This window comes from Rhodospira trueperi (assembly GCF_900101965.1).
GTDB lineage: Bacteria > Pseudomonadota > Alphaproteobacteria > Rhodospirillales > Rhodospirillaceae > Rhodospira > Rhodospira trueperi.
In genome coordinates this window covers 32,306-56,827 of sequence record NZ_FNAP01000014.1, presented here as the reverse complement: position 1 = coordinate 56,827, position 24,522 = coordinate 32,306, and the positions used below count along the sequence as shown (strand labels likewise).

At 67.9% G+C, this 24,522-nt stretch carries 25 protein-coding genes and 1 tRNA gene; 17 read left to right on the top strand and 9 right to left on the bottom strand.

The features are described 5' to 3' along the window. The first annotated feature begins 61 nt into the window (after positions 1-61). The 3 genes from BLS85_RS15525 to BLS85_RS15515 all read left to right on the top strand — a co-directional run bounded on the left by BLS85_RS15525 (position 62) and on the right by BLS85_RS15515 (position 3,798). The gene (locus BLS85_RS15525) at positions 62-607 is read left to right on the top strand and encodes a hypothetical protein (protein WP_092787652.1); all 546 of its coding nucleotides are present in this window, start codon (positions 62-64) and stop codon (positions 605-607) included. Positions 608-1,332: 725 nt separating this feature from the next. Next, entirely contained in the window at positions 1,333-1,644 is a 312-nt protein-coding gene (locus BLS85_RS15520) for an STAS domain-containing protein (protein ID WP_176793793.1), read from the top strand. A 174-nt stretch (positions 1,645-1,818) separates the two neighbouring features. Beyond that, on the top strand, positions 1,819-3,798 hold the full coding sequence (locus tag BLS85_RS15515; RefSeq protein WP_092787650.1) for a methyl-accepting chemotaxis protein: 1,980 nt from the start codon (positions 1,819-1,821) through the stop codon (positions 3,796-3,798). A gap of 206 nt (positions 3,799-4,004) precedes the next feature. Here BLS85_RS15515 and BLS85_RS15510 read toward each other — a convergent pair whose 3' ends face one another. Further along, on the bottom strand, positions 4,005-4,601 hold the full coding sequence (locus BLS85_RS15510; RefSeq protein WP_176793791.1) for a cyclic nucleotide-binding domain-containing protein: 597 nt from the start codon (positions 4,599-4,601) through the stop codon (positions 4,005-4,007). A 105-nt stretch (positions 4,602-4,706) separates the two neighbouring features. Next, the gene (locus tag BLS85_RS15505; protein ID WP_092787648.1) at positions 4,707-5,015 is read right to left on the bottom strand and encodes a hypothetical protein; all 309 of its coding nucleotides are present in this window, start codon (positions 5,013-5,015) and stop codon (positions 4,707-4,709) included. Positions 5,016-5,197: 182 nt separating this feature from the next. Here BLS85_RS15505 and BLS85_RS15500 point away from each other — a divergent pair. Together BLS85_RS15500 and BLS85_RS15495 are read left to right on the top strand one after the other, a co-directional pair. Further along, positions 5,198-5,274: transfer RNA gene (locus BLS85_RS15500), tRNA-Pro, on the top strand. Between the two features lie 215 nt (positions 5,275-5,489). Further along, positions 5,490-6,044 carry a dihydrofolate reductase family protein gene (locus BLS85_RS15495; protein WP_092787647.1) on the top strand — a complete coding sequence of 185 codons (555 nt, stop codon included), beginning with the start codon at positions 5,490-5,492 and terminating at the stop codon, positions 6,042-6,044. On the opposite strand, the gene BLS85_RS15490 is transcribed toward BLS85_RS15495, so the two are convergent. Together BLS85_RS15490 and BLS85_RS15485 are read right to left on the bottom strand one after the other, a co-directional pair. Continuing rightward, the gene (locus BLS85_RS15490; protein WP_092787646.1) at positions 6,011-6,691 is read right to left on the bottom strand and encodes an MT-A70 family methyltransferase; all 681 of its coding nucleotides are present in this window, start codon (positions 6,689-6,691) and stop codon (positions 6,011-6,013) included. The genes BLS85_RS15495 and BLS85_RS15490 overlap by 34 nt on opposite strands. Then, a complete protein-coding gene (locus BLS85_RS15485) occupies positions 6,685-8,004 on the bottom strand; it encodes a NupC/NupG family nucleoside CNT transporter (protein WP_245699259.1) in 1,320 nt (439 codons plus the stop codon). The genes BLS85_RS15490 and BLS85_RS15485 overlap by 7 nt, the downstream gene beginning before the upstream one ends. A 139-nt stretch (positions 8,005-8,143) precedes the next feature. Between BLS85_RS15485 and BLS85_RS15480 the strand changes: the two genes are divergently transcribed. The 8 genes from BLS85_RS15480 to ychF all read left to right on the top strand — a co-directional run bounded on the left by BLS85_RS15480 (position 8,144) and on the right by ychF (position 14,503). Continuing rightward, positions 8,144-8,431, top strand: a complete 288-nt coding sequence (locus BLS85_RS15480; RefSeq protein WP_092787644.1) for a hypothetical protein — start codon at positions 8,144-8,146, stop codon at positions 8,429-8,431. A 337-nt stretch (positions 8,432-8,768) separates the two neighbouring features. Beyond that, positions 8,769-9,431 (top strand): ATP phosphoribosyltransferase, encoded by a 663-nt coding sequence (gene hisG / locus BLS85_RS15475; RefSeq protein ID WP_092787643.1) that lies wholly within the window; start codon positions 8,769-8,771, stop codon positions 9,429-9,431. Next, on the top strand, positions 9,421-10,743 hold the full coding sequence (hisD, locus tag BLS85_RS15470; RefSeq protein WP_092787642.1) for a histidinol dehydrogenase: 1,323 nt from the start codon (positions 9,421-9,423) through the stop codon (positions 10,741-10,743). Before hisG ends, hisD begins: the two co-directional genes overlap by 11 nt. A gap of 3 nt (positions 10,744-10,746) precedes the next feature. After that, positions 10,747-11,247, top strand: a complete 501-nt coding sequence (locus tag BLS85_RS15465; RefSeq protein ID WP_092787641.1) for a UPF0262 family protein — start codon at positions 10,747-10,749, stop codon at positions 11,245-11,247. 5 nt (positions 11,248-11,252) lie between these two features. Then, positions 11,253-11,705, top strand: a complete 453-nt coding sequence (locus BLS85_RS15460; protein ID WP_092787640.1) for an arsenate-mycothiol transferase ArsC — start codon at positions 11,253-11,255, stop codon at positions 11,703-11,705. A gap of 298 nt (positions 11,706-12,003) precedes the next feature. After that, entirely contained in the window at positions 12,004-12,783 is a 780-nt protein-coding gene (locus BLS85_RS15455) for a pseudouridine synthase (protein ID WP_245699258.1), read from the top strand. Then, on the top strand, positions 12,780-13,286 hold the full coding sequence (locus tag BLS85_RS15450) for a GNAT family N-acetyltransferase (RefSeq protein WP_092787639.1): 507 nt from the start codon (positions 12,780-12,782) through the stop codon (positions 13,284-13,286). The genes BLS85_RS15455 and BLS85_RS15450 overlap by 4 nt, the downstream gene beginning before the upstream one ends. Positions 13,287-13,399: 113 nt before the next feature. After that, the gene (gene ychF / locus BLS85_RS15445; RefSeq protein ID WP_092787638.1) at positions 13,400-14,503 is read left to right on the top strand and encodes a redox-regulated ATPase YchF; all 1,104 of its coding nucleotides are present in this window, start codon (positions 13,400-13,402) and stop codon (positions 14,501-14,503) included. A 237-nt stretch (positions 14,504-14,740) separates the two neighbouring features. On the opposite strand, the gene mnmE is transcribed toward ychF, so the two are convergent. Next, on the bottom strand, positions 14,741-16,105 hold the full coding sequence (mnmE, locus tag BLS85_RS15440) for a tRNA uridine-5-carboxymethylaminomethyl(34) synthesis GTPase MnmE (RefSeq protein WP_092787703.1): 1,365 nt from the start codon (positions 16,103-16,105) through the stop codon (positions 14,741-14,743). A gap of 303 nt (positions 16,106-16,408) precedes the next feature. Here mnmE and BLS85_RS18820 point away from each other — a divergent pair, with 303 nt between their 5' ends. Together BLS85_RS18820 and BLS85_RS15435 are read left to right on the top strand one after the other, a co-directional pair. Beyond that, on the top strand, positions 16,409-16,900 hold the full coding sequence (locus BLS85_RS18820; protein ID WP_143027220.1) for a hypothetical protein: 492 nt from the start codon (positions 16,409-16,411) through the stop codon (positions 16,898-16,900). Between the two features lie 36 nt (positions 16,901-16,936). Beyond that, on the top strand, positions 16,937-17,248 hold the full coding sequence (locus BLS85_RS15435) for a BrnA antitoxin family protein (RefSeq protein WP_092787637.1): 312 nt from the start codon (positions 16,937-16,939) through the stop codon (positions 17,246-17,248). Between the two features lie 187 nt (positions 17,249-17,435). On the opposite strand, the gene BLS85_RS15430 is transcribed toward BLS85_RS15435, so the two are convergent. Beyond that, positions 17,436-17,708, bottom strand: a complete 273-nt coding sequence (locus BLS85_RS15430) for a DUF6489 family protein (protein ID WP_092787702.1) — start codon at positions 17,706-17,708, stop codon at positions 17,436-17,438. A gap of 153 nt (positions 17,709-17,861) precedes the next feature. Here BLS85_RS15430 and BLS85_RS15425 point away from each other — a divergent pair, with 153 nt between their 5' ends. Then, positions 17,862-19,913, top strand: a complete 2,052-nt coding sequence (locus tag BLS85_RS15425) for a thioredoxin domain-containing protein (RefSeq protein ID WP_092787636.1) — start codon at positions 17,862-17,864, stop codon at positions 19,911-19,913. 320 nt (positions 19,914-20,233) lie between these two features. On the opposite strand, the gene BLS85_RS15420 is transcribed toward BLS85_RS15425, so the two are convergent. Both BLS85_RS15420 and tolB read right to left on the bottom strand, forming a co-directional pair. Then, the gene (locus BLS85_RS15420) at positions 20,234-20,617 is read right to left on the bottom strand and encodes a VOC family protein (protein WP_092787635.1); all 384 of its coding nucleotides are present in this window, start codon (positions 20,615-20,617) and stop codon (positions 20,234-20,236) included. 67 nt (positions 20,618-20,684) lie between these two features. Further along, positions 20,685-22,034: a Tol-Pal system beta propeller repeat protein TolB gene (gene tolB, locus BLS85_RS15415; RefSeq protein WP_092787634.1), complete on the bottom strand. Its 1,350-nt coding sequence runs from the start codon at positions 22,032-22,034 to the stop codon at positions 20,685-20,687. Positions 22,035-22,283: 249 nt separating this feature from the next. On the opposite strand from tolB, the gene BLS85_RS15410 reads away from it, so the two are divergent. Further along, the gene (locus BLS85_RS15410; protein WP_092787633.1) at positions 22,284-23,168 is read left to right on the top strand and encodes a UTP--glucose-1-phosphate uridylyltransferase; all 885 of its coding nucleotides are present in this window, start codon (positions 22,284-22,286) and stop codon (positions 23,166-23,168) included. Between the two features lie 20 nt (positions 23,169-23,188). Here the strand turns inward: BLS85_RS15410 and purD are convergent, their stop codons facing one another. Further along, positions 23,189-24,490, bottom strand: a complete 1,302-nt coding sequence (gene purD, locus BLS85_RS15405) for a phosphoribosylamine--glycine ligase (protein WP_092787632.1) — start codon at positions 24,488-24,490, stop codon at positions 23,189-23,191. Between the last annotated feature and the right edge of the window lie 32 nt (positions 24,491-24,522).

The window sequence follows — 24,522 nt, the reverse complement described above, 5'->3', positions numbered from 1 at the left end:
GGCCTCATGCTCCCGTTCGATCGCGCCCAGAGTTTGCTTCCGATCCGCACGGAGACACGTCATGGATCCCACCATCGTTGCCTTTCCCCGTCAAGGCGGCGAACCGGGCCGCCACGCCCTCGTTCTGCTCGACGCCGCCCGCGCCTGGCGCCGCTGCCCCGTCCACGACGACGTAATTTCAGACGCGCCAGGTCCCGTGGTTCCGTTCCCCGACGTCACCGTCCGACGGATGGGCGCGGCCGGGCTGCTGAACGCGCTGGCGCCGCTGGACGGGATGATGCTGGTGATCGCCGCCCATGCCGACGAACCGCTTGACCTCGGCCGGCCGGGCGAGCCACCGCGCGAACCGGACGCGCGCCTGATGGCCTGGGTGCTGGACGCGGCGCTGGCCGGCGAAATCAGCGAGGACGCGGTTGATCGCCTTGCCCTGCGCATCGATATCGGGGCGCGGGCGCTGTTGCGGGCCGCGTTGCGCCGGCTCGCCGGGGCGATGCAGCCGCGCGTGGAGCGCGGGGTCTGGCCGCTGTCCGCCACCCGGTGTCCCCCGGACCACGACCTGGATGCCGCCCCCGTCCCCGATCCCGTAAGCCTCCTCGCCGCCGAGTGACAGGCATCCTGCGGGCCTCTCCCGCCGGTGTCGAAACCGCGTCAAGCGGCCCGGCGGGGCGGGGCGGAACCATCCCGCGCCACCATAGCCCGTTGCGACGACGAATAGGCGCAACACAACGCCGCATACCCCATTAAAAAAATACAAATGTGCAACACGGGGACGGAATGAGGAAGCGTCCCACCAATGCCGAACGCCCAGGCTTCGCATCAATTGAAAGAACGCCTTTTCGCGCAACGCACGCATATCTGGTATGATAAATTCACGAGGCATTCTCGCACTCTGGACTATTGGTCATTGATACGGAATTTCGCTTCGCTCTATACTTGCATAGTATAAAATATAACATTATATATTTAACCGCTTTGGGAGCATCTCGACGCCACGACCTTTAAAAGAGAAGCTCCCATTACTGGCGCTGCGTGCTGCCGGCCTTACTTATGGAAAGTCTATGCCGTTCGCCCTATAGTCAAACAATCAATCTTGGTCTACGGATCATCCCCCATGAGGCACCAGCCTCATGGGTCAAAGGCCGCCCGGAACCCTGCGGTTCCGCTGGCGCGTTTGCCTTAGTGCGCAGGACTCCCCCCCACCTCTGAAACCTGTTTTCTTAATCAATGGGTTCGTGCACAATTCGATTGCATGCAACACATCGGTTTTTCTGCGTTTTTCGAGAATCGGGAACCCCTTGGGTTTTTCTGTCACCTTCGAGAAGGATCACTTGCATGAAGCACGAAATCGCTCAAATCGCCGGCGCAACGGTGATTCGCCTGCAAGGGCAGCTGGTCTTTGCTGACCGAATGGCTTTTGACCGTGCCGCTTCAGATGCCCTGTCCCGTAGCACGGGGCAACTGTCCGTCGACCTCGCAGGTCTTGACTACATGGACTCCGCCGGCCTCGGCTTCTTGATCACCTTGCGCGAACAGGCCTCAAAAAGGGGAGTGAGTGTCGTGCTGACCAATCCCACGGGGCAGGTCAGCGAGCTTTTGTCCCTGGCCCGATTCGACATGCTTTTCTCGATCCGCCAAGGGTCCTGATTCGATCACGCCGGAGGTGAATGGCACATCAACGCGCACAAGCGCGCCCGCATCGTGCCTCACCCGTCGCCCAGAGGACTGCGCGGCTCACGCCGCGACGGATCGCCCGTGCCTGCCCCCCCGCGTTCACGCCACGAGAACCCGACTCGACCGCCGACGAGAAAGGGAAGGTTTATGAGCCTGAACAGTATCAGGATCAGCGTCAAAATCTGGTTCCCCACGCTTGTGGCCACATTGGGGATCGTCACGCTCATCGCCGTTGCCGTGACCTTCAGTCGCGACGCCGTTGTGGAGGAACGGCAGGCCCAGGTCCGCGCCATGGCCGAAGCCGCCCGCGAGATCGCCGCCCACTATCATGAGCGCGCCGAGGCGGGCGAACTGGAGACCGCAACGGCGCAGACCCGGGCGCTTGAAGCGATTCGGGCCATCCGCTACTCGGGTGGAGCCGAATACGTCTTCGTCTATGAGTACGACGGGCTGGCCAGGGCGATGCCCCCGCGACCGGAATGGGAAGGGACCAACAAACTGGATCTGAGGGATTCAGACGGAGAGCCCATGGTGGCGGACATGATCGCGGCGGCCCGCACCGGCGGCGGCGCGGTTTCCTATCGGTTCCCGCGGGCCGGACAGACCAAGCCGGAGCCCAAGGTCTCGTGGGCGGCCGGGTTCGACCCCTGGGACTGGATGATCGGCACCGGTGTTTATGTCAGCGACGTCGACGCGGCTGCCATGGAAAAAGGCTTGAACCTTGCCGCAATCGCCCTGGTCGTCATGGCGCTGGCCGCTGGCACGGCCTTCATCGTCATTCGCGGCATCACGCACCCGCTGAAGCACCTGACCAAGGCGATGACCGCGCTGGCCGGCGGCAACCTAGAGACCGTCATCCCCGACACCAACCGCCGCGACGAGATCGGCGAGATGGCCGGGGCCATTGAGGTCTTCAAGGACAATGCCCAGGAGGTCCAGCGCCTGCAGAGCGAGCAGGCCACCCAGCAGCGCCGCAACGCGCGCCGGGTGCGTGGCGAGATGTTGGCGTTGACCAACGCCCTGGACGAAGAGGTGCGGAGGGCCCTCGCCACGGTGCTGTCGGAGGCAGGCACCATGCACGACGCCGCGATCGCCATGACCAAGGCCGTGAGCGAGACAGAGCATGGCGCCGACGCGGCCGCGTCCGCGTCCCGCGATGCGTCCAACAACGTGGACGCCGTGGCAGCCGCCTCAGAGGAACTCTCCAACTCCATCTCCGAGATCGGCGGCCAAGTCAGCAACGCCGCCGATGTGGCCCGGCTTGCGGTGGACGAGGCCAACGCGACCAATGAGCACGTCTCGGGCTTGGCCAAGGCGGCCAACGAGATCGGTGACGTCGTCAACCTGATCAGCGACATCGCCAAGCAAACCAATCTTCTGGCCCTGAACGCCACCATCGAGGCGGCCCGCGCCGGCGAGGCCGGTAAGGGCTTCGCCGTGGTCGCCAACGAGGTCAAGACCCTGGCCACACAGACCGCCAAGGCGACCGAGGATATCGCGGCCCAGATCGGGGGCATGCAGGCGGCCACCAACAAGGCCGTTGAGGCGATCGAGCGCATCAGCACCGTGATCGGACAACTCAACGAAATCTCGACGGCCATTTCAGCGGCGGTGGAGGAACAGACCGCGGCCACCGGAGAGATCAGCCACAACGCGCAGTTGGCCGCGCGCAGCACGCAGGACTCCTCGGACAACATCAACAGCGTCTCTCAGAGCAGCGAGACCACCGGCGGGCATGCACGGTCCGTCAAGGCATCGGCGGAGGAGGTGCGCACGCGAGTGGCGGCCATGCAGACCTCGCTGGAACGCATCATCCGTTCCAGCAGCGACGAGGATCGCGAGGGCAATCGCCTGCGCACCGTCAACGTGGCGGCGACGCTGACCTTCCCGAACGGTTCCAAGCAGTCCTGCCTGTTGCAAGAGCTGTCCCTCAGCGGCGTCGGCACGCTGGACCGCGTGATGAAGGACGCCCAGGACAAGGCGTTCGAGATCACCCTTTCGGACATCGGCACCCTGCCCGGCAGCATTGTCACGACCACCGACGCGGCCACCCACATCCGGCTGGATGTCGGCGACGCGGAAACCGGGAAGCTCAAGGCCCTCCTTGCGCGCTACGAGCGCGGTTAGTGCAAATCCCGAGCGATTCGGAACGGGGCGCGACGCCCAAGCGGTTCGGGTGGCCTGGCCGCAACGTCCCGCCCGGCGTCCGGACCCATGTGGAGTCATCTGAATGCCGGTGGTTCCGAGGCGCGTGGCACGGACCAAGCCGCAAAAAGCCATGGGGCGCCGCAGTCGGCCTTCGAAGGGGTGTCTCGGCCGCGTCGCCGTGAAGCTTAGGCCTTCTGTTTGCGCTGCGCGTATTTGTCCAGCACGGCCTCAAGCTGTCCCAGAAGCGGGGCGATTTCCTCGCGCATCGCCTCGCGTTGCTTCTCGTCGAATTCCTTGTCGATCCTATGGTGGATGCCCATCATACGGTCCTGGAAATCGGCGAGTCGCGTGTATTGCTGGGCTTGCCCCTTGTTGGCCTTCTTCAGCCGGTCGATCAGCAGAAAGATCAGGGAACGGATGACGACATCCTCAATCTTGCCCAGTTTTTTCTGCAACTCGTTCTGTGAAATAACGGTGACCGTGGTGTCTTCCATGGCCTTGACGGTGGCCGCGCGGCGCTGATTCGACAGCAGCGCCATTTCCCCGAAGACCTCCCCGGACCCGAGTTCGGACACGACAACCCGGTGGGAGCCGGCCCGGACACTGATTTCCACCCGGCCTTTCTCAATGTAGTAGGCGTGCTGACCCTGGTCGCCCTCCTCGAAGATCACCCTGCCGCTGTAAAAAAGCTCGCGGCTGCGAAGGCGCGGCCGCCCGGACTCATCCAATTCCTTGCGGGGGTCGAGGTACTCCTTGCCCGCCTTGCTCGTCGTGTCCGTCATCGTCTGGCTCCAAGGAAGGGGTCCGAACGCCACCATAAAACAACAGATCGCCCCCATTCTCGCAAAATCTTTGAGTCCTCGACGGTTTGTGCGACCCCGGCCCCATCAGTCCGCCTCGTCGGCGAGGTCGCCGTCGGGATCCCAACCGGCGGCGCGGGCGGCGGCCAGGGCCTCGGCCTGGATGCGCTCGAAGCGGGCGCGCACCTCGTCGGGCAAGTTGGCCACCCGGAAGTCGTACCGCTGCCATTCCTGCTCCACCCGAGCCCACAGGTCCTCGAACCGCTTGCGGGTCCAGCCCGCGCCGGTCTCGGTCTCCGGCATGAGGCCGAACGCCCATGCGTCGCGCAGAATGCGGCCCCGGTCGGTCATGCCGCCCATGTCGTCCTCGTCGATCCCGGGATAAGGGGTTTCCATGGTGGACTCGTCCTTCCTGTGCTGCCTGCCCTCCATCCTGGACCGGCGGCGGCACCATGACCAGACCCCGATCATGCCCCCAGGCTCCGGTTGGTGACGGCGCCGTCGCGGATATTGCATGGCGTGGGAGGCATCGGTATAGTGCCTCTCCCGCTGGCGCCGGACGGTGCTGGCCTCGAATTCGGAGAGTGGCGCAGTCTGGTAGCGCACTTGACTGGGGGTCAAGGGGTCGTGGGTTCGAATCCCGCCTCTCCGACCAATAAAATCAAGCACTTACGGAAGGGCGCTCTCTTGACAGAGGGCGCCTTTTTCGTGTGCGGACTCGGTTCGGCTGCGGGGACGGGAAACACTGGGCCGGCCCCGACCATTGTTCAGTTTTCCCGTGCGACTGTGATCGTAACCCCTTGACGGGTCGTGCCTGTCGGGCGCCAATGGGCGATACGCGTTCGCACGATCACCGCGATTGGTGTGCCCATGGTTGCCTCGGTTCGTCTCTATGTGGCCGTCAGTCTGGACGGTTTCATCGCGTCCCCCGATGGGGGCGTTGACTGGCTGGCGCCGTTCGAGGATCAGAATCTCGGGTACGCAAGTTTTTTCGAGGAGGTCGGCCTCCTCATCATGGGACGCGCCACCTATGACCAGACGGCCTCGCTGGGCCCGTGGCCCTACGGCGACAAACCGTGCCGCGTCATCAGCCGCCGGCCGCTGACCGGAGCCCTTCCGCCCGGTGTGCGCCGTTGGGAGGACGACATCCCCAGCCTGATCACCCGGGCTCGCGATCATGACGACGGCGACACCTGGGTCGTGGGCGGCGCGCGCACCATCGCACTGTTCCTGCACCATGGATGCGTGGACCAGATCGATATGTTCGTCATCCCGGTCTGGCTCGGCCTGGGCCGGCCGCTGTTCCCGGACGTGCCCTCCCGGCTGTCGCCTTCCCTGGCGCGGGTGCGGCAGCATGGGGGCGGCGTGGCGCAACTCACCTATCGCATGCGTCAGCCGTTCGACGTCAGGTCGGACTTGGACTGACCCGCACGCCCACTGGCGCTGTGGTTGGCGTAGGTCGCCCAGGTCGGCGCGTATCCCTCGTCGGCCTGATTGCCCCAGCAGGTCCAACCCGGCCGGGTACCGCGCGCGAACAGTTCCAGGCGCGGCCCCGGCGAGCACGCCTCGATCAGGTCATAGAGTTCGTCGGGCTTGCGGGAGTGCTCGCGTTTCTGCGCGGCGATCATGTTCACCTGCCGCCGCGCCGGGTCGAGGGTGCGGGCGTTTTTCCCGCGCACACCGAACAGCACCATTTCCGTGACATTGCGGAAGTAGAAGCCGACGCCGCGCCCGTCGCTGCCGCCGTCCTTGCGGACCTTGTGCCAGATCAGGTTGGTCTTGTAGGTGAAGCCCCAGGCGGCCAGCACCTGCAGGCCCTCGGGCAGCAGCGCGTTGGGCACCCACAGGTAACAGTGTGCCGGCTCGGCGGTGATCTCGGGCACCGGCAACGCGGCGATGTCCTCGGCCGTCATGGTGCCGTAGCGCGACAGCCGGCGGTGCTCCGGCGCCATCTTGCCGGTGCGGTTGGTGAACCGCCACGGCGGATCGGCGAGCAGGGTGGCGAACCGGGTCGCCCCGGTCACCGCGCGCAATTCGCGGCTCGCGACCTCCCGCACCGTGGCGCTCACCATGCCACCAGCCCCACCACGGCGCCCGTCATCAGCGTCGCCAGGGTCCCCGAGACGATGGTCTTGCCGCCCAGGGCGACGATGTCGCCCCGCCGTTCCGGCGCCATGGCGGTCAGGCCACCCAGCATGATCCCCAGGCTGCCAAAGTTGGCGAATCCGCACAGGGCATAGGCCATGATCAGTTCACTGCGCGGTGACAGAGCATCCTCGGGCAGGCCAGCCATACCGGCATAGGCCAGAAGCTCGTTGAGGATGGTCTTGATCCCCATCAGCGAGCCGGCCGCCGCCGCCTCCTCCCACGGAATGCCGATCAGCCATACCACCGGCGCCATGACCCAGCCGAGCATCCGTTCCAGGGTCAGGGGCTCGCCGGCCACCGCCGGCAGCAGCCCGAGCGCCTGGTTCACGAGGCTCACCAGCGCCACCATGACCAGCAGCATGGCGGCGACGTTGATCAGCAGGGTGATGCCGTCTCGCGTGCCGATCAGGATGGCCTCCATGGTGTTGCGCGCCTCGGGCGGCGGCAGGGTCAGGCGGGCCTCCGTCGGCGTCTCGTCGGCCTCGCCCGGCACCAGCATCAGGGCCAACGCCAGCGCCGCCGGGGCGCTGATGATGGAGGCAATCAGGATGTGCGCCAGCGGGGTCTCTAGAATGCCTTGCAGGAACCCAGCGTAGATGACCATGACGGTGCCGGCGATGGTGGCCATGCCGACGGTCATCATCATGAACAGCTCGGAGCGGGTCATGGCGGCGACGTAGGGGCGCACGAACAGCGGCGCCTCGACCATGCCGACGAAGACGTTGGCGGCCGACGACAGGCCCACGGCGCCGCCCACGCCCATGGCGCGTCGCAACCCCCAGGCGAAGCCGCCGACGATCGTGGGCAGGACGCGCCAGTAGAACAGCACCGACGAAAGGGCGCTGACCACCAGGATCAGCGGCAGCGCCTGAAAGGCCAGCACGAAGGCGGCACCCGGAAAGGGTTCCTCGAACGGCAGGTCTCCGCCGCCGAGATAGCCGAACACGAACGACGTGCCGGCCCGCGTGGCCTCCTGCAACGCCAGAACCACCTGATTGAGCCACACGAAGACGGTGGGCGCGCCCGGCGTCTTCAGCAGGATCAGCGCCAGCACCGGCTGCAATGCCAGCCCGATCAGCACCGGCCGCCACGGGATGGCCCCGCGCCGCTCGCTGAAGGCCCAGCACAGCGCCACGATGGCAACGATCCCCAGCACCCCCTGCCCCGCCTCCATGACGTCTTCCCCCTCGTTGGCGTCGGTTTGGAACCCCTCGGCGCGGGAGTATACGGGCGCCACGGTGTCCGACCAAGCCGACCGTCAGGTTTGCCCCTGCCCACCGTGTTGGGTATGATCCCCCCGCATCGTCCCGGGACTCGCCGTGTGGCGTGCGATTCCGGTTCCGATCCACAGTTGAAAGCCCACCTGGAGCGTTCCCATGGCCATGTCCCTCGTTGACGAGCTTCGTTTGCGGACCCGACATCAGAACCAGCTCGAACTGGATCGCCTGCGCAAGGAACGCGCCGCGATGACCGACGAGAATGAGGCCGCGGCGGCGACGGATGAGCGCATCGCCGCCCTGGAGGAAGCCCTGAAGCCGCCGGAAAAGCCGAAGCCGGTGCTCAGCCTGTGGCACTACGGCGTCATCGCGGGGGCGATCGCCGTCATGGTCGGCATGGGCTTCATGGCCGTTGTCGCGATGAGCAATTTCATCAACGCCCAGTAGCCAGGCCCGCCGTCCGGGCAATCGGGTGAATGCACAGTTGGCGAAACGCGAGACTTCGTAGCGAGACTTCGTAGGGCGGGTTCGCGCCGAAGGCGCAACCCGCCGCATCACCGCCACGCGGCGGATTGCCCCGCTGTGCGGGTCGAATCCGCCCTACCTAGACAAATGATGGTGGGGCGTTCCGCCACAAGGCATATGATCCCCACGTCTTCATTGCCGCGTCTTTGCGACCACACACCCTTTCACCCGATTGCCCTAGGCCCGCCGTCCGGGACCGTGGCCTTCGGGTCCGGGGTCGTGCTACACAGGCGGCCCCGTCCACCTGCCGAGCCGTTCCATGATCCCGGATCCCCTGGTCATCGCCCTGCCGAAGGGGCGCATCTTGTCCGAAGCCCTGCCGCTGTTGAGCGCGGTGGGCATCGAGCCCGCGCCCGAGTTCAACGATCCCGCCTCCCGCGCCCTGCGTTTCGGGACCAACCATCCCCATATCGACCTGATCCGGGTGCGGTCGTTCGACGTCGCCACCTTCGTGGCCTTCGGCGCCGCCCAACTGGGCATCTGCGGGCAGGATGTGTTGATGGAGTTCAGCTATCCGGAGCTTTACGCGCCGCTTGATCTCGGCATCGGGGCCTGCCGGCTGGCCGTGGCCGAGCCCGAGGCGCTGAGCGGCGAGGACGATCCCGGCCGCTGGTCGCATGTGCGCGTGGCCACCAAGTATCCGGAAGTCACCCGGCGCCACTTCGCGGCACGCGGCGTGCAGGCCGAGTGCATCAAGCTGAACGGGGCCATGGAGTTGGCGCCCGCCCTGGGTCTGTGCCGACGCATCGTCGATCTGGTCTCGACCGGCAGCACCCTGCGCGCCAACGGACTGGTGGAGATCGAGCACATCGCCGACATCACCTCGCGCCTGATCGTCAACCGACCGGCGTTGAAGACCCGGTCGGCCGAACTGAACCGCTGGATCGACGGCATTTCGGAGGTGGTCGCCAATGGTCGCTGAACTGAACACAGCCGACCCCGCGTTCGACGAGGCCTTCGCCGGCCTGCTGGCCGCGCGGGCCGAGTTCGACACCAGTGTCGATCCCGTGGTGGCCGAGATCCTGGCCGACGTGCGCGCGCGCGGCGATCAGGCCGTGATCGACTACACCCAGCGCTTTGATCGCGTCCACCTGACCACCCACACCCTGCGGCTGGACGACGAGACCATCGACGATGCCGCCGGCCGGGTCGATCCGGAGACCCTGGCCGCCCTGAACACGGCATCGGAGCGCATCACCCGCTTCCACGAACATCAGCGTCCCACCGACATTGCCTTCACCGACCCGACGGGGGTACGGCTGGGACAGCGCCACACCCCGGTGGACGCCGTCGGCCTGTACGTGCCCGGCGGCACGGCGGCGTATCCGTCCTCCGTGCTGATGAACGCCATTCCGGCCAAGGTCGCCGGGGTCGAGCGCCTGACCATGGTGGTGCCGACGCCCGACGGCGTCATCAATCCGCTGGTGATGGCCGCCGCCCGGCTGGCCGGCGTGGACGAGATCTTCCGCATCGGCGGCGCCCAGGCGGTGGGCGCGCTGGCCTACGGCACCGGGACCATCGCCCCGGTGGACAAGATCGTCGGCCCCGGCAACGCCTATGTCGCGTCGGCCAAGAAGCAGGTCTTCGGCACCGTCGGGATCGACATGATCGCGGGACCGTCCGAGATCCTGGTGGTCGCCGACCGCGACAACGATCCAGCCTGGATCGCCGCCGATCTGCTGAGTCAGGCCGAACATGACGAGGCCGCCCAGGCCATTCTCATCACCGATGACGCCGCCTTCGCCCGGGCGGTGGCCGAGGCCGTCGAGGGCCACCTGCGCACCCTGCCCCGCTCGGCCATCGCGGCGGAAAGCTGGCGCCGGCACGGCGCGCTGATCGTGGTCGAGGACCTGGACGAACAGGCGCCGCCCCTGGTGGACGCCATCGCCCCCGAGCACCTGGAACTGGCCGTGGCCGATCCGGACGCGCTGGCCGCCCGCGTGCGCCACGCCGGCGCCATCTTCCTGGGTCGCCACACGCCGGAAGCCGTGGGCGACTACGTCGGCGGGCCGAACCATGTGCTGCCGACATCGCGGGGGGCGCGGTTCTCCTCCGGCCTGGGGGTGCTCGACTTCATGAAACGCACGACGCTGCTGGGCTGCGACGCGAACGCCCTGGCGACCATCGGCCCGTCGGCCGTGCGGCTGGCGCAGGCCGAGGGGCTCGGCGCGCACGGCCTGTCCGTCGCCATCCGCCTCAATATGCCGCGCGAGCGGCCGGCCGACGCGGGCTGACCCATGCTGACGGGCGGCCATGCCAACCCGTTCGGCCCCGACCACCGACTGGTGGACGTTCGGCTGGACGAGGCGACCCTCGTCCGTCGCCGCCCCGAGGTCGAACATGAGCAGTCCGTCGCCCTGTTCGACCTGATGGAGGACAACCGGTTCCGCCTGAAAGGGGCCAAGGGACCCTATGTCCTTGTCCTGAGCCTTGAGGACGACCGCCTGGTGCTGGACGTCCGGTCCGAGGACGACCGGCCGCTGCACCGCTTCCTGATGTCCATCAAGCCCTTCCGCCGCATCGTGAAGGACTACTTCATGGTGTGCGAGAGCTACTACGGCGCCATCACGTCCGGCGCCTCGCCGTCGCGCATCGAGTCCATCGACATGGGCCGGCGCGGCCTGCACAACGAAGGTGCCGAGCTTCTGAGCCAGCGCCTCGCCGGCAAGATCATGATCGACCACGACACCGCGCGGCGGCTGTTCACCCTGATCTGTGTCCTCCACATCAAGGGGTGAGAGGGATGGTGGACCCGCTCGCCCTGCCCGGCGCCGTCCTGTTCGCCTGTACCCACAACGCCCTGCGCTCGCCGATGGCCGCCGGGATCCTGCGCCGTTATCACGGCCACCGGGTCTGGGTCGACTCGGTCGGCGTGCGCCCCCGTGCCACGGACGGCTTCATGATCGCGGTCATGGATGAGATCGGCGTGGACCTGACCGGCCACCGCGCCCGCGCGTTCGAGGACCTGGAGGACGAGAACTTCGACCTCATCATCTCGCTGTCGCCGGAGGCCCAGCACAAGGCCGTGGACATGACCCGCACCATGGCCTGCGAGGTGGAATTCTGGAACACCTTCGACCCGTCGCTGATCGAGGGCAGTCGGGATGTCCGCCTGGACGCCTACCGTGAGGTCCGCGACCAGCTGGAACGCCGGCTCCTGGAGCGCTTCCCGGTGCCACGAATGGGGCGGGTGTAGGGGGAGGGACCATCGCAGGACACGCGCACGGCGCGGCTGTTTGCTCGGTTCCGACGCCGGTTCGGGCGGCGACCCGCCGCGCATGGAAGCCTTCGCCGATCACGTACGGGGACCAGGCGACACGACGCCCTATGTCATATCATCATGGACGCGAAGCGCCCGGTGGGCTACATGCAGGGTACACTGTCGATTTCTCCAGCCCGTCGGTTCCGTTCCCGTGACGCCCTCAACGCCCTCCGCCCCGACACCCGCGAACGCCGGTGCCACCGACCCGCCTCCCGGAGACCGTGTCGCCAAGGTGCTCGCCCGTGCCGGCGTCTGTTCCCGTCGAGACGCCGAACGGCTCATCGCCGAGGGGCGCGTCGCGGTCAACGGGCGCGTGCTGGACAGCCCGGCCCTGAACGTCGGGTCCGCCGATGTCGTCACCGTGGACGGCGCCCCCGTGGCGGCGGCCGAGGAAACACGCCTGTGGCGCTATCACAAGCCGGCGGGACGGGTGACCACGACAAAGGACCCCCAGGGCCGCCCGACGGTGTTCGACAACCTGCCGGGTGATCTGCCGCGCGTCGTCAGTGTCGGCCGGCTGGATCTGAATAGCGAGGGGCTGCTGCTTCTGACCAACGACGGGGCGTTGGCCCGCCACCTGGAGCACCCGGACACCGGCTGGGTGCGGCGCTACCGGGTGCGGGTGCATGGCCGGGTCGATCCGGATCGGCTGGTGGGGCTGGAGGATGGTGTGACGGTGGAGGGGGTCCGCTATGGCCCCATCAAGGCGGCGCTGGAGCGCCAGCAGGGGTCCAACGCCTGGGTGACCGTGGCCCTGCGTGAGGGCCGCAACCGAGAGGTGCGACGAGTCATGGAGCATCTGGGCTGGTCGGTCACGCGGCTGATCCGGGTGGGCTACGGCCCCTTCATCCTGGGGCCCCTGCCCCGCGAGGGCGTGGAGGAGGTGCCGCGCCGCCAGCTTCGCGACACGCTGGGCAAGGCATGGCGCGCGGGCGACGGCCCCCGAGCGGGGCGGAGCCGACGGCGCCCAGGCGCTAACGCGGAGGCGGAGCAATCCGGCGGGTCGGCATGAGGCTGTTGGCCGTACCCGTTGAGATGGCCGCCGCCCTGGCCGACCATGGCTTCGACGCCCTGCCGCCCGGGCTGGGGATCAGCGAGTCCCGCGATTTCCTCGTCGTCGCCGCGATCGCCACCCAGAAACTGTATGCCGCCAATGGCCACGAACCACCGTGGATCATCTATCTGGCCATTGATCCCGGGACCAACACGGTGGTGGGGTCGTGCGGCTTCAAGGCGCCATGCCGCGACGGGACCGTTGAGATCGCGTCCTTCACCTTTCCGCCGTTCCGGGGATATGGCCACGGCACCGCCATGACCGAGGCGCTTCTGAACATCGCCCGGGCGCGGCCGGACGTCCGCCGCGTCATCGCCCACACCCGGCGGCGCGACGGGCCGGCGTGCCAGATCCTGCGCGGACGCGGGTTCCAGTGGAGCGAGCCCGTGGATGATCCGGAAAACGGCTCGGTGTGGCGCTGGATCTGGGCGTCGCCCCCCGCTGGCGAACATCGGTCATAGCCGCCGACACCGGACGGTCCGGGGCCGCCGCGCCGCATTCCCCTGTTGCCAGTCCGGCGGCGGTGCGGTAAGGCCCCGCGAGGTCTTCTCCGCTTCAACCGAACAGGCGCCCGATGGGATTCAACTGCGGCATCGTCGGCCTGCCCAACGTGGGCAAGTCCACGCTCTTTAACGCGCTGACCGCCACGGCGGCGGCCCAGGCGGCCAACTTCCCGTTCTGCACCATCGAACCCAACGTGGGCCGTGTCGCCGTGCCCGACGACCGGCTGGACAGGCTCGCGGTGCTGAGCAAGTCGGCCAAGCTGATCCCCACCCAGCTTGAGTTCGTGGACATCGCCGGGCTGGTGCGCGGCGCATCGAAGGGCGAGGGCCTGGGCAACCAGTTCCTGGCCAACATCCGCGAGACCGACGCCATTGTCTCCGTGCTGCGCTGCTTCGAGGACGAGAACGTCACCCATGTGGACGGTTCGGTGGACCCGGTGCGCGACGCCGAGACCATCGAAACGGAACTGTTGCTCGCCGATTTGGAGAGTCTGGAAAAGCGCATCGTGCCCCTGGGCAAGAAGGCCAAGGGCGGCGACGCCCTGGCCAAGGCGCAGATCGCGGTCATGGAACCGGCGCTGGAGCTGCTGCGCGAGGGCAAGCCGGCGCGCATGGCGAAGCCGGACGACGCGGAGGCGCTGAAACAGTTCCAGCAACTGAACCTTCTGTCCACCAAGCCGGTTCTGTACGTCTGCAACGTCGATGAGGGATCGGCGGCCGAGGGCAACGCACTCTCGGCCAAGGTGGCGGAAAAGGCGGCCGCCGAGGGCGCGGCCCATGTCATCATCTCGGCGGCCATCGAGTCCGAGGTGGCCCAGCTTGAAGACGCCGAGGAAAAGGCCGCGTTCCTGGAGGACCTTGGGCTGGCCGAGACCGGCCTGACCCGGGTCATCCGCGCCGGGTACGGACTGCTCGACCTGCTGACGTTCTTCACCGTGGGGCCAAAGGAAGCCCGCGCCTGGACCGTGCGGCGCGGCGCCAAGGCCCCGGAGGCGGCCGGGGTGATCCACACCGACTTCGAGCGCGGCTTCATCCGCGCCGAGACCATCGCCTACGACGACTTCATCGCCTGCGGCGGCGAGGCCGGCGCCAAGGAAACCGGCAAAATGCGCTCAGAGGGCAAAGACTACGTCGTGCAGGACGGCGATGTGGTCCACTTCCTGTTCAATGTGTAGAGCCCATCCCGCGTGATCCGGATCGAACCGCTCGGAATGTGCTCGCGGCGATGAGACAGGCGACGCTAGGACCGTGGCACGACGTCCGCCGTCCGTCGGGCGGGGTTTCCCCACACAGCGGGACAGTCAGCCGGAATCGGTGACGCGACGCTTTGCCCGCCGCGTCGCGGCAATCGCCTGCATCACCGTCGTTGTTTCTTTCTCCGTAGGCTCGCGGAAAGCCCCCGCCGGCCGGCGTCACTTCCCGATGCAGAAGTCGCCAAAGATCACATCCAGGAGATCCTCGACGTCCACACGGCCGGTCAGGCGGCCGAGCGCGCGGGCGGCAAGGCGCAGGTCCTCCGCCACCAGTTCCGGCAAGGGCGCCTCCCGGGCGCGGGCCAGGGCGTCGCGGGTCTCCTCCAGCGCGTGGCGATGGCGGGCGCGGGTCAGGGCCGGCGGCGCGGCGGCCCCGGTCTCGGATTGGGACCGGACACGCTCGGTCAGCATGGACAGAAGGGCCTGGAGCCCCGCCCCGGTGGCCAGCGACAGCGGCAGCGGCGCGCGCCCACCGGGCAGGATCGGAAACGGCGCCGCGCCGCGCAGGTCGGTCTTGTTCAGCACCACCAGCGTCTCCGCATCGGCCACCAGCGGCGCCACCGCCGGGTCGAGCGGGTCTTCGACCCCACCGTCCAGCAGCAGCAGGCGCAGGTCCGCCGCCTCGGCGCGGGCGTGGGCGCGGCGCACGCCCTCCTGTTCGATGACATCGGCGGAGTCGCGCAGGCCGGCGGTGTCGGCCAGCACCACCGGGAACCCGTCCAGGTCCAGGTGAACCTCGACCACATCGCGCGTGGTGCCGGCGATGGCCGAGACGATGGCGGCCTCGCGCCGGGCCAGGGCGTTGACCAGGCTGGACTTGCCGGCGTTGGGCGGCCCCAGCACGGCGACATGCACCCCGTCGCGCAGGCGCTCGCCCCGGGGCGGTTCGGCGAGGTGGGCGGCGATGTCCGCTTCCAGCGCGGCGACGTCGTCCAGCAGGGACGGCAGCAGCGTTTCGGGCAGATCCTCGTCCGAAAAGTCGATGGTCGCCTCCAGGTGAGCCAGCGCGCGTACCAGCCGCTCCCGCCACCCCTCGACGAGGCGGGCCAGGGCGCCGTCCTTCTGGCGCAGTGCCTGACGCCGTTGCGCGGCGGTCTCGGCGTCGATCAGGTCGGCCAGGGCCTCGACGGCGGTCAGGTCCAGCTTGCCGGCGTCGAAGGCGCGCCGGGTGAAGGCGCCGGGTTCCGCCGGGGTGAGGCCGGGCAGGACGGCGAGCGCATCCAGCAGCGCGCGGATGGTGGCGCGGCCGCCGTGGCCGTGCAGCTCGGCCATGTCCTCGCCGGTGTAGCTGGCCGGGCCGGGGAACCACAGGACCAGGCCGTCGTCCAGGGTTTCGCCCGTGGCCGGATCGCGGAACCGCGCGCGGGTGGCCCGGCGCGGCTCCGGAGGCGCGGCGCGGCCGGTCAGCGCGCACAGGGCGGCGCCGGCGTTGGGTCCGGACACACGAATGACCGCCACCCCGGCGCGACCGGGCGCGGTGGACAGGGCGAACAGGGTGGGCGTGTCGGGCGGCTGGGTTGGCATGGCGCGGAGCATGCCCGGGGACACGGCCGGAAGCAAGCTGTATGGACAGCGTGTATTGACGGATGGGTGGGGCGACCTTAACGTTGGGTTGGTAAGGAAGGTCCTTGATCGCATGTGGAAACTGGGCGGGAACGGGGGAGTGGAGTTGTAGGTTGGGGTGAGGTGCTGCGCGCCGAACCCCAACGGCTCTGAACGGTGTTGGGGTTCGCTTCGCTCACCCCAACCTACACTGTGCCAGCATAGCAATCCAAGCGTGTGCGAGAGCCTGTTCGCGGTGGCGTTTCAGTGAAAAAGGGTTTCGGGATGGATTTTAATATCAATACGGGCATCGCGCTTTGGGGGGCGATCTTAAGCACGATCCTCGCCGTGTTGAGGTTCTTGGAGGTACGGCCACTTGTGTATGTTGAGGTGGTTCGATCAACATTGACCGATGAAAGTGAGTGCCGAGTTAAAATCTACAATCCGTCAGCATATCCCATTATCGTAAACAATATAAAGTCCTTTAAAGTTGGAGATAACAATAATTTGCACTTTACAGCAGAAGATTGGGGCTTGCGCGATGTCGTTGTCTCCGCTCTTGACAAAAGAATTGACCAGTGCATTCCGCCGAAAACGGAAGCTACGATAAAAATTTCTTCTGACAGACGTTCTCCTGAGCGACTCGGTCTGATTGTTTGGTGGTCCAGGCACAGCCCAGTAATTTTTCCAAGCGTCCCTAAGTTAATATGGAGAACGAAGAAGCAGATGCGTTCTCTTGAGGCCCATCCTCGGGCTCTTGATGATCTTGCGAGCTAGACGAGGCTCAATGGGCTATCGACGAAGCGAGGAAAGATGAGCGAGCGCGTTATCAGGAAGAGTTGGGACGACATCAAGCCGCGCCAGGAAGTCCTGGATGCCCTTGACGATGTCGCGGACGAGGAGCTCGAACGCGACATTCGCGAAGACCCGGATGTCGCGCCGATCCTGGACGAGGCTTGGTTCCGCGATGCTGAATTGCTTCCGGCGCGCAAGATGCCGGTCTCATTGCGGCTCGATCCGGACATTCTGGCGTTCTTCAAGAACCAGGGGCCGGGCTATCAGACCCGCATCAACGGCGTGCTGCGGCGCTACATGGAAGCGGTCCAGAGACAGGAACGAGGGTAGGATGCGCCGGATGTGGCGTCCGGATAGGGACCGGGTCGCGGTGTTCCTTGCCGACATCACGTAGGGCGGGTGACCGCAGGGCACCCGCCGCCCATCGCCATCCCGGCGGCTGTCCTTCGGCCCGCCGCCCTACGGCCGCGATCCAATCCTTGGGCACGTTACGCCCCGGGGCCGGGCGGTAGTTGCGTCACTCCCGCTCCGACCCACCGCTGCCGCCGGTGGCGCGGCTGGCGGCCTGGGCGAACTGCTGCCAGAAGAATTTCTGCAACTGCTCCAGGTTGCCGATCTGGTGCGGCAGCCAGGTCTTGAACAGCACCTCCGGATCGGTGGCCGCCAGATTGGCCTCCAACCGCTCCTGAAGCTGGTTCATCAGCGCGCCCTGCATCGGCTGCACGTCCGGGAGGCCCAGGAACGCGCGGGCTTCCTCGGGCGTGCAGTCCACGTCGATGTGCAGCTTCATCGCTTCGATCCCTCCCTTGGGCGGGGCGAACGGTTGTTCCATCCCGGCGCCATCCCAACCTTATCGGGACCGGGTGGGGAATCAAACCCCCCGAGTCCCGTCCGCGCCCGCCGTCCGTCGCGGGTCGCCCCGCGTTCATGGAGACCGTTGGCCATGTCCCAAAATCGTCTCGGCGCCGAGACCAGCCCCTACCTGCTCCAGCACAAGGACAATCCGGTCCACTGGTGGCCGTGGGGGCCGGAGGCGCTGGCCGCCGCCAGCGCCGAAAACAAGCCGATCCTGCTGTCGGTCGGCTATGCCGCCTGCCACTGGTGCCACGTCATGGCCCATGAGAGCTTCGAGACCCCCGACATCGCCGCGCTGATGAACGACCTGTTCGTCTGCATCAAGGTGGACCGGGAGGAACGGCCCGACGTCGACGCCGTCTACATGACCGCACTGTCGATGATGGGGGAACAGCCGGGCTGGCCGCTCACGATGTTCCTGACCCCGGACGGGACGCCGTTTACCGGCGGCACCTACTTCCCGCCGGAGCCTCGGTATGGCCGCATGGGCTTCCCCCAGGTGCTGAAGCGGGTCTCCGAGATCTATCTTGCCGGCGACGGACAGGTGGAGCAGGCCGCCGAAAGCCTGCGCGACGGTCTGAGCCAGTCCGCGCGGTCGGGGGCGACGCCGGACGGCGTGCCGTTGCCCACCCGGGCGGACATGGACGAGTGGGCGCGGTCGCTGGCGGGCTATGTGGACCCGGTCCACGGCGGGCTTCAGGGGGCGCCGAAGTTCCCCATGGCCTATGCCTTTTCCGCCCTGTGGCGCGCCCATCTGCGCACCGGCGAGGACATGCTGGGCGCCGCCGCGCGCCGTACCCTGGAGCGTATGGCCCAGGGCGGCATCTGGGACCATCTGGGCGGCGGTCTGGCGCGCTATGCCACGGACGAGGCTTGGCTCGTCCCGCACTTCGAAAAGATGCTGTACGACAACGCCCTGTGGATCGACCTGCTGACCCGGGTGTGGACCGCCGACCGGTCCCCCCTCCTCCAGGCCCGGGTCGAGGAAACGGTGACCTGGCTGGAGCGTGAGATGCGCGCGGACAACGGCGCCTTCGCCGCCGCGCTGGACGCCGACAGCGAGGGCGAGGAGGGCAAATTCTACGTCTGGACGGCGGCGGAGATCGACGCCGTTCTGGGCGATGATGCGGAGACACTGACCCTGTTCAAGGCGGCCTACGGGGTGACGCCCGGTGGCAACTGGGAGGGCAAGGTGATCCTCAACCGCTCCGGTGCCCAGCCGGAGCCGGGGCCGGAGGTCGAAGCCCGGCTGGCGGCGGCGCGGGCGCGCCTCTTGAAGGTGCGCGAAACCCGTGTGCGTCCCGCCCGCGATGACAAGGTTCTGGCCGACTGGACCGGCCTGACCATCGTCGCGCTGGCGCGCGCCGGGCTGGCCTTCGACCGGCCGGCGTGGCTGGAGCGCGCGGCGGAGGCGTTCCGGGGGGTGCTCGACACCATGACCTGGACCGACGACACCGGCCGGGCGCGGCTGGGCCACGCGTGGCGGCTGGGACGGCTGAAGCGAACGGCGGTGCTGGACGACTACGGCCACATGACGCTGGCGGCGCTGGCGCTGCACGAGGCCACGGGGGAGGACGGTTTTCTCGACCACGCCCGCGCCTGGGTGGAGACCGCTGTTGCCCAGTACCACGACGCCGAGGCCGGCGGGTTCTTCCTGACCGCAGAGGATGCCGACGACCTGATCGTCCGCCACAAGACGGCGGTGGACAACCCAACCCCATCGGGCAACGGCGCCATGGCGGTGGCTTTGGCGCGGCTGTGGCTGTTGACCGGCGAGGGGCGCTACCGCGATCTCGCCGAGGGCACGGCGCGGGCGTTCGGCGGGGTGCTGGCGCGGCTGTATCCGCACTCGGCCACCCTGCTGGAGGCGCTGGAACTGCTGGAGGGCGGCACCCAGGTGGTGCTGCTCGGCCCGCGCGCGGCGCCGGAAACGCGGGCGCTGGCGCGGGCCGTGGCCGACAGCGCGGTGCCCGGCGTGGTGGTCTCGTACCGCGAGCCCGCCGCCGAGCCGCCACCCGGTCATCCGACGCACGGCAAGGCCATGGTGGACGGGCGCCCGACGGCGTATGTGTGCCGGGGGCCGGTGTGCTCGGCTCCGGTGACCGACGCGGCGGATCTGGCGGCCCGGCTGGTGGCGTGAGGCCCGCGTGGTCGGTCCCGGTCACCCGACTATACTAAAACCGCTTGATTGGTTCGCGTTCTTCGACCGGATTCCCGTAGGTTGGGGTGAGGTGCCACGCACCGAACCCCAACGTTTCGGCCGATGTTGGGGTTCGCTGCGCTCACCCCAACCTACGCATATGCGAACGGATCAAACGGACTTCGTATCACGGCAACAGCACGGTGGGCGGGTGGACGAAAGACACCCACCATATGACGGAAAGAGATCCTGTTTCTGAACGGCTGCTGTCCTACGGCCAGCCGCCCTACAGGTGCGAACCCGCTTCACCGGAAACCGGTTCACGCGGCCTCTGACAGGTCCTGCGAAAAGCCGATGGCCGCGCCGGTGGCATCGCGCAGAATGACGATGCGGTAGCCGGCGGCCTCGAACGGCCCACGCAGCACCTGGGCGCCCGCCTCTTGTGCCGCCTTGAGCGTCGCGTCAAGGTCGTCGGTGCCGATGTAGCAGAACCAATTGTCGGGGACACCGTCGAAGAACGCCTCTCCCTCCATCACGAGCATCCCGGCGACCGGCCGGTCGTCCTTGCGGGCGATCCAGTAGGTTCCGGCGTCGTCATGAGGGGTGAAGGTCCACCCCAGCGTGGTCGCGTAAAAGGCTTTCGCTCGCTCCGGGTCGCGAGTCATGAGTTCGGTCCAGCAGAATTCGGCGTGTGGGTGCGACATGGTTGTGGCCCCCCGTACTTGTCCCAGGACGATGCCGACGAAAATCCAGCGGCCGACGATCCAGCGGTTACGGCAACAGCGGCGACCACGCCGGATCGGAGGCGTCGGTGGGCGTCGGCACCGGGCGCTCGTTGTAACCCGTCAGGTCGATGCTGTAGAGCCGTGTCGCCCCGCCCGGCTGCTGGCGGAAGAACATCAGCACGCGGCCGTTGGGCGCCCAGGTCGGGCCTTCCACCAGATAGCCCTCGGTCAGGATGCGCTCGCCGCCGCCATCGGGCGCCATGACACCGATGTAGAACGTGCCGCCCTTCATCTTGGTGAAGGCGATCAGGTCCCCGCGCGGCGACCATACGGGCGTCGCATAGCGGCCGTCGCCGAAGCTGATGCGGGTCACGCCGCCGCCGTTGGCGCCCATCACATAGATCTGCTGGGAACCGCCCCGGTCGCTGTTGAACGTGATGCGCGTTCCGTCGGGGGAGAACGACGGCGAGGTGTCGATGGCCGGGTTGTCGGTCAGGCGGCGCGACTGGCGGGTCCGCAGATCCATCAGGTACAGGTCTGAATTGCCGGACTCGGCCATGCTCAGCACCACCTTGTTGCCGTCCGGAGAGAACCGGGGCGCGAAGGTCATGCCGGGGAAGTTGCCGAGCAACTCGCGCCGGCCGGTGTCGATGTTGAACAGGTACACCCGGGGCACGCCCTGGTAATAGGACATGTAGGTGATTTCCTGCGCCGTCGGCGAGAATCGGGGCGTCAGCACCAGGGCCTCGCCGTTGGTCAGATAGCGGTTGTTGGCGCCGTCCTGATCCATGATGGCCAGCCGCTTGGTGCGGTTGGTGGCCGGCCCCGTCTCGGCGATATAGACGATGCGGGTGTCGAAATAGCCCTCCTCGCCGGTCAATGCCTTGTAAATCTCGTCCGCCACCATGTGCGCGGCGCGCCGCCAGTTCGTCGGATCGGTGACGATCTGGGTGCCAACCAACTGCTGGGAGGCGAACACGTCCCACAGCCGGAAGCCGACCTGAATGCGGCCGTCGGGCAGCGCCTGCACCTGCCCCTGCACCAGCGCCTGGGCCTTGAGCGCGCGCCAGTCCTCGAAGCGCGGGCGCTCGTCCAACGAGGCGAAGGCCTGGATGAAGGCCGCCGGGTCGAGCGGCCGAAACAGGCCGGAACCGCGCAGATCGTTGGTGATGACGGCGGCGACCTCGCGGCCACGCTGGGCGCCGGCGGGGTCTCCGCCCCCCGAAAAGTCGGGAATGGCGATGGGCAGCGGCTCGGGCCGCCCCCCGGTGATGTCGATGCGCACCTGGGCGGTGGCCGGGCCGGGCGCGGTCGCGATCACCATCATGGCAAGAACGACCAGCACGGACATGCCAAGGACGGCACGCAGGCGGGACACGGCGGGGAGTCGGGTCATGGGCTCGGCCTCTTGTCACCTGACGAGGGGGAGACAGATCCCGTTTTTTGACCGGAGAATGGGGCATGATTGCGGCACCCCGATCGGCGCCCCGGTCGGCGCCCCGGTCGGCGCCCCGGTCGGCGGTGGCGGCGGGCGCGGGCCGGGCCGGCCTTGCTTGCGCCGCCTCCGTGCCCGTGGCACAACCGGCCCCGACACGATCCGCCGTCGACGAGGGCGGCGCGTCATCGCATCGCAAAGGGAGTCATCATGACCAAGCCTGTTCGAAAGGCCGTCTTTCCCGTGGCCGGCCTGGGCACCCGGTTCCTGCCGGCGACCAAGACCATGGCCAAGGAAATGTTGCCCGTGGTGGACAAGCCGCTGATCCAGTACGCGGTCGAGGAAGCGGCGGCGGCCGGCATCGAGTACTTCATCTTCGTCACCGGGCGCGGCAAGCATGTCCTGGTCGAGCATTTCGACCATGCCTTCGAACTGGAGCAGCTACTGGGCGCGCGCGGCAAGACCGAGGCGCTGGAGACTCTGCGCGCCGCCATTCCGGCCCCCGGCACCGTCATTTCGACGCGCCAGCAGAACCCTCTGGGCCTGGGCCACGCGGTGTGGTGCGCCCGCGCCTTCATCGGAGAGGACGAACCCTTCGCCGTCATCCTGCCCGACGACCTGATCCTGTCCGACACGCCGGCCATCGGCCAGTTGATCGAGGCCCACGCCAAGGTCGGCGGCAACGTGGTGGCGACGGAGGATGTGCCGCGCGAGCACACCAACCGCTACGGTATCCTGAAAGTGCAGTCGGACGACGGCCGGCTGGCCCGCGCCGACGGTCTGGTGGAAAAGCCGAAGCCGGAGGACGCGCCCTCAACGCTGTCGATCATCGGGCGCTATGTGCTGGACGCCACGGTCATGGACCGCCTGGGGTCCATCGGCAAGGGCTCGGGCGGAGAAATCCAGCTCACCGACGGCATGGCCGCCACCATCGACGACGGCGTGCCCTTCCACGGCCTGAGGTTCGAGGGCACGCGCTTCGACTGCGGCGACAAGGTCGGGTTCCTCAAGGCCAACATGGCGTTCGCCCTGGACCGACCGGACATGCGCGACGATGTCGCCGCCTTCCTCAAGGACATGGCGGCCGGGTTGTAGGGCGGGGCACCGGCGCCGGCCTATGCGCCCGCGCTCGCCTCTTCCCGTTCGACGGCCCGCCAGCCGATGTCACGGCGGCAGAAGCCCTCGGGCCAGTACAGGACATCGATGGCGGCGTGCGCGCGGGTGCGGGCCTGGGCGACGGTTGTCCCCAGCGCCGTGACGCCGAGCACGCGCCCGCCGTTGGCCAGAACGGCGCCGGACCCGTCGCGGCGGGTGCCGGCGTGGAAGATCTCCATGTTGCTGATGGCGCCGGCTGCCTCCAGGCCACCGATGGCGGTTCCCTTCTCGTAGGCGCCCGGGTAGCCGCGCGCCGCCATCACCACCACCAGAGCCGCTTCCGGCCGCCAGCGGGGTGCCCCGACCTCCGCCAGCCGGCCCGTCGCGGCGGCCTCCAGCAGGTCCAGAAGGTCGCCGTCGAGCCGGAGCATCAGCACCTGACATTCCGGATCGCCGAAGCGCACGTTGAACTCCAGAACCTTAGGGCCCTCGTCGTCGATCATCAGGCCGGCGAACAGCACGCCCTTGAAGGGAGTCCCGCGCGCCGCCATGGCGTCCACGGTGGGCTGAATGATCTCTGTCATGATGCGGTCGGCCATGGCCTCCGTCACGGCCGGTGTCGGCGAGTAGGCGCCCATGCCGCCGGTGTTGGGGCCTGTGTCGCCCTCACCGACCCGCTTGTGGTCTTGCGCGGCGCCCATCCAGACCGCCGTCGTGCCGTCGCAGAGGGCGAAGGCGCTGGCTTCCTCGCCGCCCAGCCAATCCTCGATGATGATCCGCTCGCCGGCGCCGCCAAAGGCACGCTCCGTCATCACCGTGTCGATGGCCGCCAGGGCCTCGCCCTCGGTCTCGCACATCAGCACGCCCTTGCCGGCGGCCAGCCCGTCGGCCTTGACCACGCACGGCACGCCCCGGTCCTTGATGTGCGCCTTGGCGTCGCCCGCGTCGGTGAAGGTCGCGGATCGGGCCGTGGGCACGCCGGCCTCGGCCAGCACCGCCTTCATGAACGCCTTGGAGCCCTCCAAGCGCGCCGCCGCCGCCGTGGGACCGAAGGCAGTGATGCCCGCGGCCTGCAGCCGGTCCACCAGACCGGCGACCAGGGGCGCCTCCGGTCCCACCACCACCAGGTCGATGGCGTGGTCGCGGCAAGCGGACAGAATGCCTTCGATGTCCTCCGCGCCCACCTCGGGCAGGCACGTCGCCACGTCGGCGATGCCGGCGTTGCCGGGCGCGCACCACAGCCCTGAACAGCGCGGCGAGCGCGCGATGGCCCAGCACAGCGCGTGTTCGCGTCCGCCGCCGCCGACCACCAGGACCTTCATGTTGATGCCTCCCCTTCGAGTTCTTTGCGTCC

Excerpts from the sequence above, each read along its gene's own strand:
- BLS85_RS15505 (WP_092787648.1), bottom strand. The coding sequence starts at position 5,015 with ATGGAAACCCCTTATCCCGGGATCGACGAGGACGACATGGGCGGCATG.
- BLS85_RS15450 (WP_092787639.1), top strand. The coding sequence starts at position 12,780 with ATGAGGCTGTTGGCCGTACCCGTTGAGATGGCCGCCGCCCTGGCCGAC.
- BLS85_RS15495 (WP_092787647.1), top strand. The coding sequence starts at position 5,490 with ATGGTTGCCTCGGTTCGTCTCTATGTGGCCGTCAGTCTGGACGGTTTC.
- BLS85_RS15520 (WP_176793793.1), top strand. The coding sequence starts at position 1,333 with ATGAAGCACGAAATCGCTCAAATCGCCGGCGCAACGGTGATTCGCCTG.
- BLS85_RS15425 (WP_092787636.1), top strand. The coding sequence starts at position 17,862 with ATGTCCCAAAATCGTCTCGGCGCCGAGACCAGCCCCTACCTGCTCCAG.
- BLS85_RS15420 (WP_092787635.1), bottom strand. The coding sequence starts at position 20,617 with ATGTCGCACCCACACGCCGAATTCTGCTGGACCGAACTCATGACTCGC.
- mnmE (WP_092787703.1), bottom strand. The coding sequence starts at position 16,105 with ATGCCAACCCAGCCGCCCGACACGCCCACCCTGTTCGCCCTGTCCACC.
- ychF (WP_092787638.1), top strand. The coding sequence starts at position 13,400 with ATGGGATTCAACTGCGGCATCGTCGGCCTGCCCAACGTGGGCAAGTCC.
- BLS85_RS15430 (WP_092787702.1), bottom strand. The coding sequence starts at position 17,708 with ATGAAGCTGCACATCGACGTGGACTGCACGCCCGAGGAAGCCCGCGCG.
- BLS85_RS15490 (WP_092787646.1), bottom strand. The coding sequence starts at position 6,691 with ATGGTGAGCGCCACGGTGCGGGAGGTCGCGAGCCGCGAATTGCGCGCG.
- hisD (WP_092787642.1), top strand. The coding sequence starts at position 9,421 with ATGGTCGCTGAACTGAACACAGCCGACCCCGCGTTCGACGAGGCCTTC.
- BLS85_RS15460 (WP_092787640.1), top strand. The coding sequence starts at position 11,253 with ATGGTGGACCCGCTCGCCCTGCCCGGCGCCGTCCTGTTCGCCTGTACC.
- BLS85_RS15410 (WP_092787633.1), top strand. The coding sequence starts at position 22,284 with ATGACCAAGCCTGTTCGAAAGGCCGTCTTTCCCGTGGCCGGCCTGGGC.
- BLS85_RS15510 (WP_176793791.1), bottom strand. The coding sequence starts at position 4,601 with ATGACGGACACGACGAGCAAGGCGGGCAAGGAGTACCTCGACCCCCGC.
- hisG (WP_092787643.1), top strand. The coding sequence starts at position 8,769 with ATGATCCCGGATCCCCTGGTCATCGCCCTGCCGAAGGGGCGCATCTTG.
- BLS85_RS15525 (WP_092787652.1), top strand. The coding sequence starts at position 62 with ATGGATCCCACCATCGTTGCCTTTCCCCGTCAAGGCGGCGAACCGGGC.
- BLS85_RS15465 (WP_092787641.1), top strand. The coding sequence starts at position 10,747 with ATGCTGACGGGCGGCCATGCCAACCCGTTCGGCCCCGACCACCGACTG.
- BLS85_RS18820 (WP_143027220.1), top strand. The coding sequence starts at position 16,409 with ATGGATTTTAATATCAATACGGGCATCGCGCTTTGGGGGGCGATCTTA.
- BLS85_RS15435 (WP_092787637.1), top strand. The coding sequence starts at position 16,937 with ATGAGCGAGCGCGTTATCAGGAAGAGTTGGGACGACATCAAGCCGCGC.
- BLS85_RS15515 (WP_092787650.1), top strand. The coding sequence starts at position 1,819 with ATGAGCCTGAACAGTATCAGGATCAGCGTCAAAATCTGGTTCCCCACG.
- BLS85_RS15480 (WP_092787644.1), top strand. The coding sequence starts at position 8,144 with ATGGCCATGTCCCTCGTTGACGAGCTTCGTTTGCGGACCCGACATCAG.
- tolB (WP_092787634.1), bottom strand. The coding sequence starts at position 22,034 with ATGACCCGACTCCCCGCCGTGTCCCGCCTGCGTGCCGTCCTTGGCATG.
- purD (WP_092787632.1), bottom strand. The coding sequence starts at position 24,490 with ATGAAGGTCCTGGTGGTCGGCGGCGGCGGACGCGAACACGCGCTGTGC.